This window comes from Chryseobacterium sp. MYb264 (genome assembly GCF_035974275.1).
Lineage (GTDB): Bacteria > Bacteroidota > Bacteroidia > Flavobacteriales > Weeksellaceae > Chryseobacterium.
In genome coordinates this window covers 4555199-4570435 of the sequence record NZ_CP142422.1, presented here as the reverse complement: position 1 = coordinate 4570435, position 15237 = coordinate 4555199, and the positions used below count along the sequence as shown (strand labels likewise).

General features: G+C 37.6%; 10 protein-coding genes. 3 read left to right on the top strand and 7 right to left on the bottom strand.

What is annotated here, in order from left to right; all coding sequences use genetic code 11:
* The first annotated feature begins 21 nt into the window (after nt 1-21).
* Complete coding sequence (locus VUJ46_RS19965) at nt 22-1077, top strand: PKD domain-containing protein (RefSeq protein ID WP_326982431.1); 1056 nt, start codon at nt 22-24, stop codon at nt 1075-1077.
* A 1671-nt stretch (nt 1078-2748) separates the two neighbouring features.
* Here VUJ46_RS19965 and VUJ46_RS19960 read toward each other — a convergent pair.
* The 3 genes from VUJ46_RS19960 to VUJ46_RS19950 form a co-directional block, all read right to left on the bottom strand.
* A complete protein-coding gene (locus VUJ46_RS19960) occupies nt 2749-3453 on the bottom strand; it encodes a hypothetical protein (protein ID WP_326982430.1) in 705 nt (234 codons plus the stop codon).
* Between the two features lie 156 nt (nt 3454-3609).
* Nucleotides 3610-5142, bottom strand: coding sequence for a M20/M25/M40 family metallo-hydrolase (locus tag VUJ46_RS19955; RefSeq protein WP_326982429.1), 1533 nt, complete (start codon nt 5140-5142; stop codon nt 3610-3612).
* Between the two features lie 118 nt (nt 5143-5260).
* Entirely contained in the window at nt 5261-6889 is a 1629-nt protein-coding gene (locus tag VUJ46_RS19950) for a helix-turn-helix domain-containing protein (RefSeq protein ID WP_326982428.1), read from the bottom strand.
* 392 nt (nt 6890-7281) lie between these two features.
* Here VUJ46_RS19950 and VUJ46_RS19945 point away from each other — a divergent pair, with 392 nt between their 5' ends.
* Entirely contained in the window at nt 7282-7515 is a 234-nt protein-coding gene (locus VUJ46_RS19945) for a hypothetical protein (protein WP_326982427.1), read from the top strand.
* 116 nt (nt 7516-7631) lie between these two features.
* A complete protein-coding gene (locus VUJ46_RS19940; RefSeq protein WP_326982426.1) occupies nt 7632-8483 on the top strand; it encodes a GLPGLI family protein in 852 nt (283 codons plus the stop codon).
* Nucleotides 8484-8610: 127 nt separating this feature from the next.
* Here the strand turns inward: VUJ46_RS19940 and VUJ46_RS19935 are convergent, their stop codons facing one another.
* The 4 genes from VUJ46_RS19935 to VUJ46_RS19920 form a co-directional block, all read right to left on the bottom strand.
* The gene (locus VUJ46_RS19935; protein ID WP_326982425.1) at nt 8611-10056 is read right to left on the bottom strand and encodes a TolC family protein; all 1446 of its coding nucleotides are present in this window, start codon (nt 10054-10056) and stop codon (nt 8611-8613) included.
* Nucleotides 10043-13237, bottom strand: coding sequence for an efflux RND transporter permease subunit (locus VUJ46_RS19930; protein ID WP_326982424.1), 3195 nt, complete (start codon nt 13235-13237; stop codon nt 10043-10045). Before VUJ46_RS19930 ends, VUJ46_RS19935 begins: the two co-directional genes overlap by 14 nt.
* Before the next feature lie 93 nt (nt 13238-13330).
* Complete coding sequence (locus VUJ46_RS19925; RefSeq protein WP_326985113.1) at nt 13331-14413, bottom strand: efflux RND transporter periplasmic adaptor subunit; 1083 nt, start codon at nt 14411-14413, stop codon at nt 13331-13333.
* A gap of 153 nt (nt 14414-14566) precedes the next feature.
* Nucleotides 14567-14956, bottom strand: a complete 390-nt coding sequence (locus VUJ46_RS19920) for a hypothetical protein (protein WP_326982423.1) — start codon at nt 14954-14956, stop codon at nt 14567-14569.
* Nucleotides 14957-15237: the final 281 nt, after the last annotated feature.

Here is a 15237-nt window from a genome sequence, read left to right as displayed (position 1 = left end):
TAGACTCACAAAAAAGCACAAATGAAAAAATTCACCTCAAGTCTTATAGATTACAGGGTTTTAATAAGCCTGGGACTCCTTTTACTGGTCAGCATACTTTTTCTTTTATATCAGTTCACCCGTCATGTGGATTGTGAAAATGCCAATTTCATAGTTCATTCAGATGATTATATGATTAATAATGTGGTTGAATATTATGATAATACTCCGGGTGCTAAATCCTGGCAATGGAATTTTGGAGACAGCACAGCTATAGATGTACGACAAAAAACCATGCACAGCTATAAAAAACCTGGAGACTACCTTGTAAAATTGAAAATCAATGGCAATTGTGTGCATGAAAAAATGATCTCCATCTCAAGCGTAAGTCAGCAGACAGGTTATCTTCCTACGATTGTCGGCCCCAATGTGGTTACTGTAGGAGAAAGGATCTCATTTAATGCCATAAAGGAAGGTGGCGAATCCTGGGAATGGAGCTTTGGAGAAACAACAAGAACCGATGCCCTGGGAAAAACGCCCTCTTATGTATTCAAATCTGTGGGTGATAAAAAAATAACCCTCATCGTGAATGGTGATGTGGAACATACCGCCGTAAAAACAATTTATGTCGCACCCAAGACCATCACCGCAAGGCAAAAAACAGACCTTAAATCATACGAATTTGAAAAACCACATAGTGATTTTTCACTTCCTATGGGCACGGCAGAAAAGGATCCGCTGGTAGATATGATGCAGTATATTCCTGTTTCCCCAAAATCTGTTTCTAAAAAAGATTCAGTGATTGCTGAAAAAAAGGCACCTGAAATTTCGAACGAGCAATTTAAGCTTTTGCTGAATCAGGTGGCTGCAGAAGCCAAGACAAAAGATGATTTCAAAGATTACCTGTGCGGGAAATTTGATATTCCGGTGGTGGCGAATGATCATAAGCTGATTCCTTTTGATCTCTTCTGTCAGTCTATTGCTGGTAAAAAGATTAAAATCTCAGCAATCAGGATCACCAAAGACCGAAAAAACTGTATCCAGAATATCAATGTTCAGTATAAAGTAAAAAAATTCATGATCTGGGTAAAAGAGTAAAAGGCTGATAAAATTGAAGGTGAAAAGAACCCAGTGGATGAAGTTATATCTTTAACAGGCTCCTATTGGATCAGTTTCAAAACTTGGGGAGAAATTGTTTAGATGTATTTTTTGCCACGAATGCACGAATATTTTTATTTCCCACAGATCGCAGATTTTCAGATGCTGCTGTTTCTGTTGGTTTTTCGCAGAGACGCAAAGATTTTTTTTAATACTTGATGTTTTTAAGGCGCAAGGATTTTATCAAAGATAAAATTGAGGGCAGTATATTATCGCCACGGATACTCGAATATTTTTATTCCCCACAGATCGTGCAGATTTTCAAAGATGCTGCTCTATTTGTTGGTTTTTCGCAAAGCCGCAAAGATATTTTTTAATGCTTTATGTTTTTAAGGCGCAAGGATTTTATCAAAGATAAAATTGAGGGCTGCATATTATCGCCACAGATACTCAAATATTTTTATTCCCCACAGATCGTGCAGATTTTCAAAGATGCTGCTCTATTTGTTGGTTTTTCGCAGAGACGCAAAGATATTTTTTAATACTTGATGTTTTTAAGGCGCAAGGATTTTATCAAAGATAAAATTGAGGGCTGCATATTATCGCCACGGATACTCGAATATTTTTATTCCCCACAGATCGCCTTTAGATTTTCCACAGATGATATCGTTGATTTTCTTTGTTTAACCTTTGCGGTCTTTTATAGGTAGAAAGGTTTGGTGAGACTTAAAACGGGAGTTGTCAAAAAACTTGGCGGGGCTTCGTGTTCAATATGTAAAGTGTAAGGAAAAGAATCTGCATCATCTGCAAAATCTGCGAGAGCAAAAAATCTTACCTTACATTATCTAAACTCTTTTGCCTGGTCCCCAACTTTTGTACTTGATCCCTCCTATTTTTGTTTAAATAGATTTCACCCAGCTCTGGGAGTCGAACAGTTCATAGCCTCAGATGCGAAAATAAAAAAAATCATCCCGGCTTTAGTATCCGGGATGATCATCTGATAAAGAAACAAATCCATTTTCAGATGAGACAATATAATGATATATGATGAATGGTGTATCAGTTTTCAATATGAATTTGAGAGCCGATGGAAAGAGCGTTCTGAAATCTTAAAAACCTGCCCTCTTGCTTCTCATTTCCCTAATGTTAATATATATATTCGAAGGTATTTTATTCCATTTTAATCTTTGAAATTTCCTTTAAATTATTCAACCCCTACGGGGTTATAACATCATTAAATACTTGTTCATCGGGTTTCACCCGACGCTACTAATATTTAACCCCTTCAGGGTTTATTCAGGTAAATTCAAAAAGAAAATGGTATTATTCCATTTTACTCTTTGAAATTTCTTTCAAATTATTTAATCTTTTGAGGGTTATAACATCATGGAATACTCCTATATAAAGTTTCACCCGACGCTACTCATATTTTAACGTGAAATCGATGATATCCCCCTTGTTTTCAATTTGTTAAATTTAATGAATAGTGAATTTTATGCACGGTTAAGATTGACCATTGACTCGAAGAAATTCACGATTCACAATTCACCAATCCCCATCTGTTGGATCTTAAAAAGCTACTTTTTCGTTCTGTTGACAATAAAACTTACAGCCTACAACTTCTCTCTTCCAGCCCATTGAGCTCCTTTTTTCATCAAGTTCACGTTAATTTTAATTACAAATGGTCAGAAAGCTATGATTTTTCATGTGTATATTCATTTTGGCTTCAGATTTTAAAATCCCTAAAGCGCTCAGTTCCGGTGCTCTTACCGCAGTCAGTTTCTGATCGATAAACTCCGCTATCCTTACGACTGAGAAATAAAAATTTCTGTATAAAGAAATATCAACTGTAAAGCCGTGACACGGTAAAAAGGCCTTCAGAAAAGGAAGTGTTCTTTGATGCTCTTCATAGTTCAGACAATATCCCGTCTGCTCCCTGGCCGTAATAATGTCATAGTGATTGATATAGTCCAGCACATTTTCTTTTAATCGATCCAGTCCCTTTTTCTGAAAATAACCATTTATTTTATCCAGGATATATTGTGCATATTCCATCATCGTAATTGTTTTCCATTCTGAAACATTATTCAGTCCGGTTTTTAACGATTTGACCTGTTTTTGATTTTCGTAATCAATGCAGAAGGAAATACCGAAGTTTTCGAAAAAGGGGAAAAAACAGTGCTTAACTTTAATAACTGCATCTGCCTGAAGGCTATTTTCTGAAAAACTATAGCAGAGATAAGGCCTGTATAATGCAGACAGACTTTTCAGATAGTCAATTTCACTGGTATTATCATAATGCTCAAACCACTTTTCAAGATTGTCATAATATTCCTGTTCAAATTTTCTGAAACTGATATAAAACGGTAATTCCATTGCTTTGATGTTTTAATAAAGCAAAGCTAAGGACGGGGAACGTCAAAACTCGACGTGTTTTAATTAAAGTAAATGGTGAATAGTCAATTTTGCTGCGCAAGTGCATTTTTATTACAAGTAAGAATCGACTGTTGACCCGAAGAAATTCACCATTCGCTATTGATCATAATTTTTCATGATATACTCAAAATAGTGAATCATTTTCATATAATTTTCAATACTTATATACTCATTGGTACTGTGGATACTTTGTTTTTCGGCGTCATTGATCTTGATAGGCATAAAACGGTAAATATTTTTGCTTACGATCTGGTATTTATAAGCATCAGTAGCCGCAATAGTGAGATAAGGAGTAACGACGACGGAAGGGTAAATTTCGCGAATTCCTTTTTCCATCATACGGAAAGAATGGGTATCGGAAGGAGAAACCAGAGAAGCCTCTCGGGTGTTATCTATTTCCTGTACTTCAACATCAAAGCCTTCACATGCTTTGGCAATATGTTCCTTGACCTGCTGAATGGTATTTCCGGGAATAAGCCTGAAATTAACCAAAAATTCAACCTCGGGGGAAAGCACATTCGGGCCGTCGCTTCCCTTCATCATGGTGAGTGCCGTAGTGGTTCTTACCAGTGCATTTGTGGAGTTATTTTTAGTAAGCTGTGACAGCAAAACAGATTTTAACAGCCACTTATTGGAAATGGCCAGTCTGTTAGCAAAAGGCATAGATCCCCCGATATTATCAAAAAAATCACGGATAAGCGGGGTAATGACAGGCTTCATCTGGTGATTTTCCAATCTCTGCATAATCACAGCAGCTTTACCTATCGCACTTTCCATGGGAGGCATGGACGAGTGACCACCCAGACCTTTGACGGTTATCTTTGCAGACAGAAATCCTTTTTCAGCACAACCGACCACCGCAACATCGGCATCGATTCCTTTCACACTTCCTTTTTCCAACACAAGCCCGCCTTCGTCATAAACAGCATCGAAGATCAATCCTTTTTGTTTAAAATAATTGGCAATTGGCAACGCCCCTTTTTGTCCGCCAACCTCTTCATCAAATCCAAATGCCAGATAAATATCTCTTTTAGGACTATGCTTTGCCTGAATAAGATTATTCATTGACTCCAGCAATGAGAAAAACATTCCTTTCATATCGATCGTTCCACGGCCGTATATTCTTCCCTTTGCAACTGCCCCTGAAAAGGGAGCGTAATCCCAGTCTTCTGATACTTTTGTAACGGCTGGCAATGCCTTATCGTCGGGTCTGAAAACATTTTGATCCTCATTTTTAACATCTGCATCACCGGGAGGCACCACATCCATATGCGAAAGAAATAAAATAGGCTGAAGTGCAGGCTCACTACCTTTTAACCTGAACACCAATCCGTAGGTATTAATCTCCACGACTTCGGTATTCTCATACACGAGAGGATATGTATCTTTGAGATAGTCTTTAAACCGATCAAAAGGGGAATAATCAAACTCCCCCAACTCACCGGTGGAAATGGTAGGGATTTTAATTCCATCCGCCAGCCTCTTCACAGCCGCATCATTTCGGACAAATTTCCAACCGTCAGAATTTTCCGTATGTATTTTCTTAAAAGGATAGGTGAATGTTCTGATTAGAAGAAATATGATCAGAATAATAAGTAAGCCTACGAGAATAAATAAAAACTTTTTCATAATGACGGGATTTGGGTAATCATTTGATTATTAACAAATATAAAGAAGAAAATTGGTTTTATATTATCCAAGTCTTCAGATCCTGCAAAACCGGATGTACTGCTCGACCACCAAAAAACTAAACAGACTTCAGTTTCGAAAAACTGTTCCCATTATCCAGCTCTTGTTTTCTTTTTCTAATAAAATCCGTTGGCCGGATGCCGTTTATTTCCGTAAAAAGGTCAGAAAAATTCTGACGGGAGGCCATACCGCATTCTTTCGCAAGCGTTTCTATATTGTATTTAAGATATTCTTTATTCTCAAATAAAAGCTTAGTGATATAATTGATTCTCAGTTCGCTGAGGTATTTATTAAAATTGGTTCCTTTACAGTCATTAATAACTTGAGAAAGATATTTCGAATTGGTTCCCAACTGTCCCGACAGTTTATGAAGGGTGAGCCCCTGCTGGGTAAATTTTTTCTTATCCTCGAAAATCTTCAGCTTTTTAAGCAGTTCTTCAACAATGGTTTCATCAAGAGCATTTTTCTTTTCTTCAGTATCTTCTTTTTGAGGAATAGGGTTTTCATGGCTATAAAGCTGTTCCTTTCGAAGTTTTTCTTCCAGCATATTGTATTTTTGCTGAATATCCTTCTCCTTTTTGTGTCGCAGGATCAACAGAACCATAAGACCGATCGCCAATGCTATTAAAATAATAATAAGGGCTGCTCCCCAAGAGTTTTTTTTCTCCAAATCATTTTTTTCATCAAGAAGTGTTTTTGTGTCATACTCTTTATGAATTTTTGACGAAAGGTAAATAAAATCCTTTGAAATAATGCTGTCTGCTTTCAGCAGCTGGCTGGTGTAGTACAGTTGCTGATCCCTGTCTTTTTCTTTCTTATAATGATTAATCAATAGCTCATAATTTTCTCTGAGCTCCGGAAGTATAAATTGATTTTTCCGAAAAACTGAATCTACTTTTTCGAAGTTATGAATGGCCTCCTGATGATTATTCAGTGCCCAAAAGCTCTTCCCAATATAAAAATAATTTACAGAAAGCCATGCAAAATCTCCACTTTCCTGAAGAGATTCCAAAGCACTGCTTAGATATCCGACTGCCTCCTTATATTTATTTTTTTTGTACTCTAAAATCCCCTTGTTCAGCTGAAAATATCCTTTTTCCTGCCTATAATCCGCAGAAAGACCAATCTCCCCAAGTCCATTCCGTAGCATAATGTCCGCAGTGTCTAAACGGCTTACATTACGATAACAAACCACCAGCTGATGCAGACTGTTGAAATAACCTTTTTTATTATTATAAATTTCGTTCGGATGAAGCTTTGAATCGATTTTTGAACGATAATAGGCTATGCAGTCTCTAAAAATCCCGGCAGCCTCTTCATAATGCCCCAGATAACTTTTAACAACCCCTATATGGTAGAGATTCTGATATTTCAGAAATTCATTTTCGCTGTTTTTTGAATATTCATACGCCTTAAGATACTCATTAAGGGCCTGTTGAAATTTTTTATAATGATAATAATATATCACTCCTTTGTCGATATAGGCAGCGCTGATTAAATCTGGATTCCGTGATAATTTAGCAGCATAGATCATGCTGTCGGCATATTTTAATTTTTCAGGATTCAGGGATGAAAAGAAAATTCCGTCTTTATAGCCCTGTACCAGCTTGTCATATTTTTTTTCAGATTGAGCTTTATGAATATACAACTTAATGAAGGGAAACGCTTTAGAATTTCCTTCTTCCATATTTTCATAATTTTTTCTTATTCTATAATATTCACTAAAAGTTTCCTTTTGAGCAAAAAAAAGTTTAAAAAATACAATGAATGTTATTAAAAGTAGTTTTTTTATCACTGGCCTTTATTAAAATGGCGAAAACCTTTAACCAAAAATACACAAAATCCATCAATCGTTATCAAACAATATTGAATTATTAATCATATTTAATTATTTCTCAATAAAATAATTAAACAACTGAATTACAACATATTAAACATGTCCTAATTCACGAATTACGACGTCTTAATTTCAGAATCGTGACCACTATTCCTTTTTTTACCTGTTTTAAGCTTATAAATTCGACTCAGGAATTCTAAAAACTAACACCCGGCCGGGATAACCTTTAATTCAGAAATGATATGAAGAAGCTTATCTCTTTAGTAATAATCGTTGTTCAGATCGGAACATTGCAATCCTGCAGACAGGATGATGACCCTGATATGACGGTTCAGGAACAATATAAGAAAATAGACACCAATGATTTGGCAAAAAATACGGATTCTACAGTAGTGAATGCTATAAATACACAGATAAATGAGGACTACGAAGATCCTCCCGTTAAAAATGGTACCCACTGGAGAATAAAAAAATAACACCTAAATACTTCTTAATAAAAACAACTAATAACCGCTAAAACTCATTTAGCATTTTCATGTCAAGGGGCTCAGTATGCAGATCTGGGCCCTGTTTTAATTTTAATAAAATGGTAATGAAGTCCACTTATTCTTTTATCATGCTTTTCATCAGCTGCGGGATATTTTCTCAGTCCTATAAGATATTCTATGAGATGAGCTGGAAAAATTCGGGCTCCCCTTCAGACTATAAAGAATACTGTTCTCTAATCATCGATGAAGCCGGAAGTTCTTATTTTCAGTCCTACGAAAATTTCAGAAGAGACTCTGCTCATACTAAAATGGTTAATGATTATTTTTCCAACAAGGCGATGGGATTGAAAATAGGAGATGGACATACGGATGCAAAATTCCGTTCACTGATCATTAAAGACAGACCGGAAAATACGATGATAGTAGAAGAGCGATTCTTCACCAGTATTTTCTCAACAGACTATGGCTCCTGCAGGCAGAACTGGGAACTTCTCGATTCTCCCCCGGTCACAATTTTAGGATATAAAACACATATGGCGAGAACAGAATTCGGAGGCCGAAAATGGATAGCCTGGTACAGCACCGACCTCCCGATCAGTGACGGGCCCTATAAGTTCCATGGTCTTCCCGGATTGATCTTAAGAATAACCGATTCTGAAAACACTTATCAATTTGAAATAAAAGGGATTATAAAGGAGAAAAATAATATTGAAAAAAGAAATTTTTCCTATGATCAGCCCATGAAGATCTCACCTAAGCAATGGGATATATTCTGGAAAAAATATAATAAGCAGCCTTCCGTTATTTTTGAAAATCTAAATACCACACAAACCACATACGTCATCAACGGAAAAGATGTCAACAGTAAAGAAGTAAAAGAATCCTACAATAAAAAAGAATGGGAAATTCTTAAATACTTGAAAACTCCTATAGAATTGGTTTCAAACTGTCTTTAACACTCAATCACTTTATGATAATACTAAAAAAAACGCTAAACTCAGCGAGCCTTTTCATGTCAAAAAGAGGGTTCAGATCAAATGATCTGAACCCCGTTTTAAAAAAAATAACGATTTAAAAGTTCCTCTACTTCCAGCCTCCTCCTAAACTTTTATAAATATCAACAACCGTACTCAGTTGTTTTTCTTTGGCTTCCACCAATTCCATTTTCGCATCCAGGGCATCTCTCTGGTTCATTAATACTTCCAGATAATCTGCTCTTGAATTTCGGAATAATTGGTTGGCAATATCTATTGATTGGTCTAATGCTTTATTTTCATCAGACTTTAACTGATAATACTGATCGATGTTTTTCACTTTCGACATTAAATTAGCCACATCCAGATAAGCATTCAGAATCGTTTTATCATATTCATACAATGCCTGGATCTGTTTGGCATCCGCCGTCTGAAAATTAGCTTTAATTGCACTTTTGTTAATCAGAGGTCCCGCCAATTCACCTACCAGATTATAAGCAATGGATTCCGGCATTTTGACCAGATAAGAAGGTTTAAAGGCTTCTAAGCCTAAAGTCGCTGAAATTTCCAGGGTAGGATAAAACTCTTTTCTCGCAGCCTGCACATCCAGTTTTGCGGCCTGAAGTTCCAGTTCGGCCTGCTTAATATCAGGGCGGTTCGACAACAGTTGTGAAGGAATTCCGGTATATACCGTTTGCGGAATGGTCGACATAAAGGTTTCTTTAGGTCTCACAATCGGTTGCGGATATCTTCCCAACAGCGCATTGATCTGATTTTCCTTTTCCGTAATCTGCTGACGGATGGTATATTCTGAAGCTTTTGATTTAGCCAGTTCCGCTTCAAACTTTTTTACCGCCAATTCCGTAGCCGCCGCTGCTTCTTTCTGAATTTTTGATATTTCCAACGCTTTTTTCTGAAGCTCAATATATTTCTGAATAATACCTAATTGATTATCGAGCGATAATAATTCATAATAATTATCAGCTACCTCAGCAATTAAGCTCGAAAGAACAAAGTTCTTGCCCTCGACTGTTGAAAGATAATGAGCCACAGCCGCATCCTTCTCATTTCTGAGTTTTTTCCAGATGTCGATTTCCCAGTTGGTCATCAGCCCCCCCTCAAAGTTTCCTAAATTATCAGGAACAGGTTTTCCAGGTTCCATTTCTGTGGAAGCATCTCCGGCTCCTTCACTGGTGTATCGACCTGCTTTTCTTATTCCCGCTCCTACACCTGCAGAAACAGTTGGACTTAATCTTCCTTTTTTAGCTACCACTCCACTTTTGGCAATTTCAATTTCCTGGAGAGTGATCATAAGATCCTGATTATTTTTCAGGGCTGTTTCAATTAATGCTACCAGATCAGGATCGGTAAAAAACTGTCGCCAAGGCGTCATTCCGCTATTGTTATTGGCGTCAGCCTGCTGTTCTTCCTGATTAAAATTCTGAGGTATATTCTCTTTTACCTCATCTTTTATTACGGTCGCCATTGGCGCCTTACAACTTGCTAAAACAAGTGATAAGGCGATGGCTGCTATATGTTTATTATAAATCTTCATGTTTGTCATCGTGTTGATAAGGTTCTGTTTGTTCTGTTAGAGGGTTTTCTTCTTCATATCTTGCCAATTTCGACTTTTCGGCAATCGTTCCGAAAATATAATATAATCCGGGAATAATCATCAGTCCGAAAACGGTTCCTATTAACATCCCACCTGCTGCTGCTGTTCCGATCGTTCGGTTACCAATTGCTCCCGGTCCGGTAGCCATCACCAAAGGAATCAAACCTGCAATAAATGCAAATGAGGTCATCAAAATAGGACGGAAACGGATAGCTGCCCCTTCAATCGCAGCCTGAGCTACCGGAATTCCCTCTTCCGCCTTCTTCTGGACGGCAAATTCTACAATCAGTACGGCATTTTTACCTAAAAGACCAATCAGCATGACCATGGCTACCTGAGCATAGATATTATTTTCCAGTCCTAATAGTTTCAGACATAAAAATGCTCCGAAAATCCCCGTTGGCAAAGATAGAATTACCGGTAACGGAAGAATGAAGCTTTCATACTGTGCTGAAAGAATTAAGTACACAAATCCCAAACACACTAAGAAAATATAGACCGCCTCATTTCCACGATTCACCTCATCTTTAGAGATCCCCGCCCAGTCGATCCCAAAACCTCTCGGAAGTGTTTTATCGGCAACCTCCTGAATGGCTTTAATGGCCTGTCCTGAACTATATCCCGGAGCCGGCGTACCGCTTACCTGAGCAGAATTGTACATATTATGTCTCGTCATTTCGGATAGGCCATATACTTTTTCCATCTTCATGAAATCGGAATAGGGTACCATTTCGCCTTTATCATTTTTAACAAAAAGTTTCAACAGGTCTGTTGGTAAGGCACGGTATTGAGGTCCAGCCTGAACGATTACCTTATATGGTCTGTCAAAACGGATAAAACTTGTTTCGTAGTTAGAACCGATTAATGTTGAAAGGTTATCCATTGCATTTTCGATGGTCACTCCTTTCTGCTCCGCCAGATCGTTGTCAATTCTTAGCATATACTGCGGGAAACTTGCTGAATAAAAGGTAAATGCAGAACCAAGTTCAGGTCTCTTATTCAGTTCTTTCACAAAATCGTTACTTACCTGCTCCATTTTATGATAATCTCCACTTCCCGCCTTATCCAGCAGACGAAGTTCAAAACCTCCTGCCGCTCCATAACCGGGAACAGACGGGGGTTGGAAAAATTCGATATTGGCTCCCGGAATATTCTTCGCTTTTTCTTCAAGCTTTTCAATAATTTCAGCGGCAGATTCTTTACGGTCTTCCCAGCTTTTAAGATTAATAAGACAGGTACCCGAGTTGGAACCCGTACCTTCCGACAAGATCTCATATCCCGCAAGTGATGATACAGACTGCACCCCGTCGATGCCCTCAGATTCTTTCAGCAATTCTTTAGCGATTTGATTTGTTCTTTCTAATGTAGATCCCGGAGGCGTCTGAATAATCGCATAAATCATCCCCTGATCTTCTGCCGGGATAAACCCTGAAGGAAGTGAATTACTAAGGAAGAACGTACACGCACAGAAAGCAAGTAAAAGCGGAAGCGTAACGGTTTTCTTCTTCACTGTTTTATTCAGCATTTTTTCATACTTCCCAGCCCCTTTCGTAAATAAATTATTGAATTTATCCAGAAAAATAGTAATTGGCGTTCTTCTCTTAACTTTTCCGTGATTATTTTTTAGAATTAAAGCACATAAAGCAGGCGTCAATGTTAAAGCCACAACCCCAGAAAGGATAATTGCTGAAGCCATTGTAATGGAGAACTGACGGTAGAAAACCCCAACCGGACCAGACATAAATGCAATTGGAATAAATACCGATGCCATTACCAAAGTAATCGCGATAATCGCTCCACTGATCTCGTGCATGGCTTCTTCAGTTGCCTTTAAAGGTGATAATCCTTTTTCTTCCATCTTGGCGTGAACGGCCTCAATAACCACAATCGCATCATCGACGACGACCCCAATCGCCATGACGAGGGCGAATAATGAAATCATATTCAATGTAATTCCAAAGGCCGACATAACAGCGAAAGTACCCACCAGCGACACCGGAACGGCGATCGCAGGAATCAGCGTTGAACGCCAGTCGCCCAGAAACAGAAATACAACAATTGCCACCAAAATGAAGGCTTCAAACAGCGTATGAATCACCTTTTCAATCGAAGCATCCAAGAATCTTGAAACGTCATAACTAATATCATAGTGCATTCCTTTCGGGAAGGTCGTTTTCTGCAATTCAGCCATCAGAGATTTTACATTTTTGATAACATCACTTGCATTGGAGCCATAAGACTGTTTTACGGTAATTGCTGCGGAAGGTTTACCATTTAATGTAGAATAAATATCGTACATTGAGGAACCAAACTCAATATCAGCCACATCTTTTAACCGGATAAATTCCCCGTCCGGCTTAGCTTTAAGGATAATATTTCCGTAATCCTTTTCATTATTGAAACGTCCGGGATATTTCAAAATATACTCAAATGACTGCGAACGTTTTCCTGAACTTTCTCCCGTTTTACCAGGAGATGCTTCCAAACTCTGCTCATTAAGTGCCTCCATCACTTCATCTGCTGAAATGCTGTAAGCTGTTAATCTGTCAGGTTTCAGCCAGATACGCATGGCGTATTCTCTTGTTCCCAGAATGTCTGCAAAACCGACACCGCTCACCCTTCTCAATTCAGACATTACATTAATATCCGCATAGTTGAACAGGAATTTCTGGTCTGCCTTAGGGTCATCGCTATACAAGTTAATGTACATCAACATATTAGGCTCTTCCCTGGTAATTTTCACCCCTTCACGGACCACCAGGGGCGGAAGTTTATTAACCACGGACGAAACACGGTTTTGTACGTTGACCGCAGCTACATTAGGATCGGTTCCTAAATCGAAAACAACCTGAATAGAGGCCTCACCGTCATTTCCGGCATCAGAGGTCATATATTTCATTCCCGGTACTCCATTTAATCCTCTTTCCAACGGAATAACTACGGATTTGATCAGCAATTCGTTGTTGGCACCAGGATAATCCGCAGTAATATTTACCTTAGGCGGAGAAATGGACGGGAACTGTGTTACGGGAAGTTTTACCAAAGACAAAACACCCATAAATACGATAATCAAAGAGATTACGATAGACAGAACAGGTCTGCGAATGAATTTCTTAAACATGTAATTTTATATTTTTTAGAAAATAGATAACAGACGAAAAGATGATAGACAAAGCGTCGGCATCATTTATCCTTTATCAATGATCATTAATTTCTACTCTGCTTTTAATTTCAATGATTTAAGAACTTTCTTAGGATCCTGGAATTTTGTCTGAACCTTTTGATCGTCTTTTACCTTCTGAACACCTTCCAGTAAAACCTTATCACCTGTTGCCAAGCCAGAGCCTACCACATACACATCAGGAAGTTCATAGGCGATCTTAATATTTTTAGATTTGACCACGCCTTTGTTATCCACTACAAAAACATATTTCTGATCCTGAATTTCGTAGGTCGCTTTTTGAGGAATAATTAAAGCATTTTTAAGCGGTAATGTCATTCTGATCTTACCTGTCTGTCCGTTTCTCAGGAGTTTATCGGGATTCGGAAATTTTGCTCTGAATGCAATATTTCCCGTTTCATTATCAAATTCTCCTGTAATGGTCTGAATTTCTCCACTTTGAGGGAAAACATCTCCATTTGCCATAATTAAATTAACGTTTTGGCTCCCACGTGAAGCGACATTCGTCTGATAATTAATATATTCAGGTTCCGAAACATTGAAATAGGTGTACATATTCGTATTATCAGAAAGTGAAGTCAGCAAATCGCCTTCATCCACAAGGCTTCCTAATCTCAAAGGCAATCTGTTGATAATCCCAGAAAACGGAGCCTTGATATCTGTGAAAGATAAATGGATCTGCGCCAGTTTCGCTTCTGCGTTAGCGGCATCTAGTTTAGCCTTTGCCATTGCTCTTTCATTTTTAGAAACAATATTGTTGTTGGCTAAGGTACTTGCATTTTTTAATTCAATTGTAGCCTGCTCCACTTCAGCTTTGGCTTTTAATAATTCTGCCTGGTACAGCTGGGGCATAATTCTGAACAGGGTCTGCCCCTGATGTACGTACTGACCTTCATCCACATAGATTTTTTCTAAAAAACCTTTTTCCTGTGCACGAACTTCGATGTTCTTTACAGAACGGATCTGAGCTACAAATTCTTTATCAATAACCGTATCCATTTTCACAGGGTTGGTTACCGGATATATCGTTGCTTCTTCTTTTTCTTCTTTCTTGTTGTTACAACTAACAACCAATAAGAGGGCGCTTAGCATAATGCTTGAGACAGCTCTTTTCATCATAATTTTAGAGTTTTATATTTAAATCGTTATTTTTTTAAATCGGAAAGGTGGTAACAAGGGATCTTACGTTGTGATGATTACCGGCAAACACAACGCATAACATTCCCCGCTCAACATAAAGAGCAGAAAATCTAACGGGAAAATGAGTTTTTAAATTCTGATAGAACGAATCAGAATGAATCTTTTAACAGTAGAAAATTGTGATAGAAAGCCATATATGGCAGGTTTCAACTGTTTTTTTGTTTCTAAACCGAAAATATAAACCAAACTGAAAATACTTGCAAAAGCAATGATGGTCTGCAAAGTATCTGAAAGCTGAAAGTCTTCTTCATTAAATTCAATGGAATAAGCACTTCCTGCATCATCCTGAATTTGCTGAATAGACAATTTTTCGCACGTTTGATTTAAACGATTGGTTCTTTTAGGCATGTGAGACGTATGACTGGTGTAGTCATTTCGCAAAGTTTTGACATTGATCTTACTTTCCACTACGAAAAGCAGAAAAAGTGCTGTCAAAAAATAGGTGATATACGTTCTCATTTTGAAGGAACAAATGTACATTTTGATTGATATACAATCATAGGGGATTAACAAAATTTAACGCTTCTTTAAATTAGCTAAAATGCTTACCGGTACATAATTCCCAAAAAAACACCGTAAAACTGTAAATTATTCAATATTCATCATTTTATGATATTCCAGTTAAATAATATAATTTATTAAAAATTTTAACATGATTCTTCTTCATTATTCAAATTTAAATTAAGATTAATTTAATAGCATGACACTTCTTTCACATCTATTTTTTTTATATCTTTAAC

Coding starts and splice junctions, on each gene's coding strand:
- VUJ46_RS19940 (WP_326982426.1), top strand. CDS start 7,632: ATGAAGTCCACTTATTCTTTTATCATGCTTTTCATCAGCTGCGGGATA.
- VUJ46_RS19965 (WP_326982431.1), top strand. CDS start 22: ATGAAAAAATTCACCTCAAGTCTTATAGATTACAGGGTTTTAATAAGC.
- VUJ46_RS19920 (WP_326982423.1), bottom strand. CDS start 14,956: ATGAGAACGTATATCACCTATTTTTTGACAGCACTTTTTCTGCTTTTC.
- VUJ46_RS19945 (WP_326982427.1), top strand. CDS start 7,282: ATGAAGAAGCTTATCTCTTTAGTAATAATCGTTGTTCAGATCGGAACA.
- VUJ46_RS19955 (WP_326982429.1), bottom strand. CDS start 5,142: ATGAAAAAGTTTTTATTTATTCTCGTAGGCTTACTTATTATTCTGATC.
- VUJ46_RS19960 (WP_326982430.1), bottom strand. CDS start 3,453: ATGGAATTACCGTTTTATATCAGTTTCAGAAAATTTGAACAGGAATAT.
- VUJ46_RS19950 (WP_326982428.1), bottom strand. CDS start 6,889: ATGGAAGAAGGAAATTCTAAAGCGTTTCCCTTCATTAAGTTGTATATT.
- VUJ46_RS19930 (WP_326982424.1), bottom strand. CDS start 13,237: ATGTTTAAGAAATTCATTCGCAGACCTGTTCTGTCTATCGTAATCTCT.
- VUJ46_RS19925 (WP_326985113.1), bottom strand. CDS start 14,413: ATGAAAAGAGCTGTCTCAAGCATTATGCTAAGCGCCCTCTTATTGGTT.
- VUJ46_RS19935 (WP_326982425.1), bottom strand. CDS start 10,056: ATGAAGATTTATAATAAACATATAGCAGCCATCGCCTTATCACTTGTT.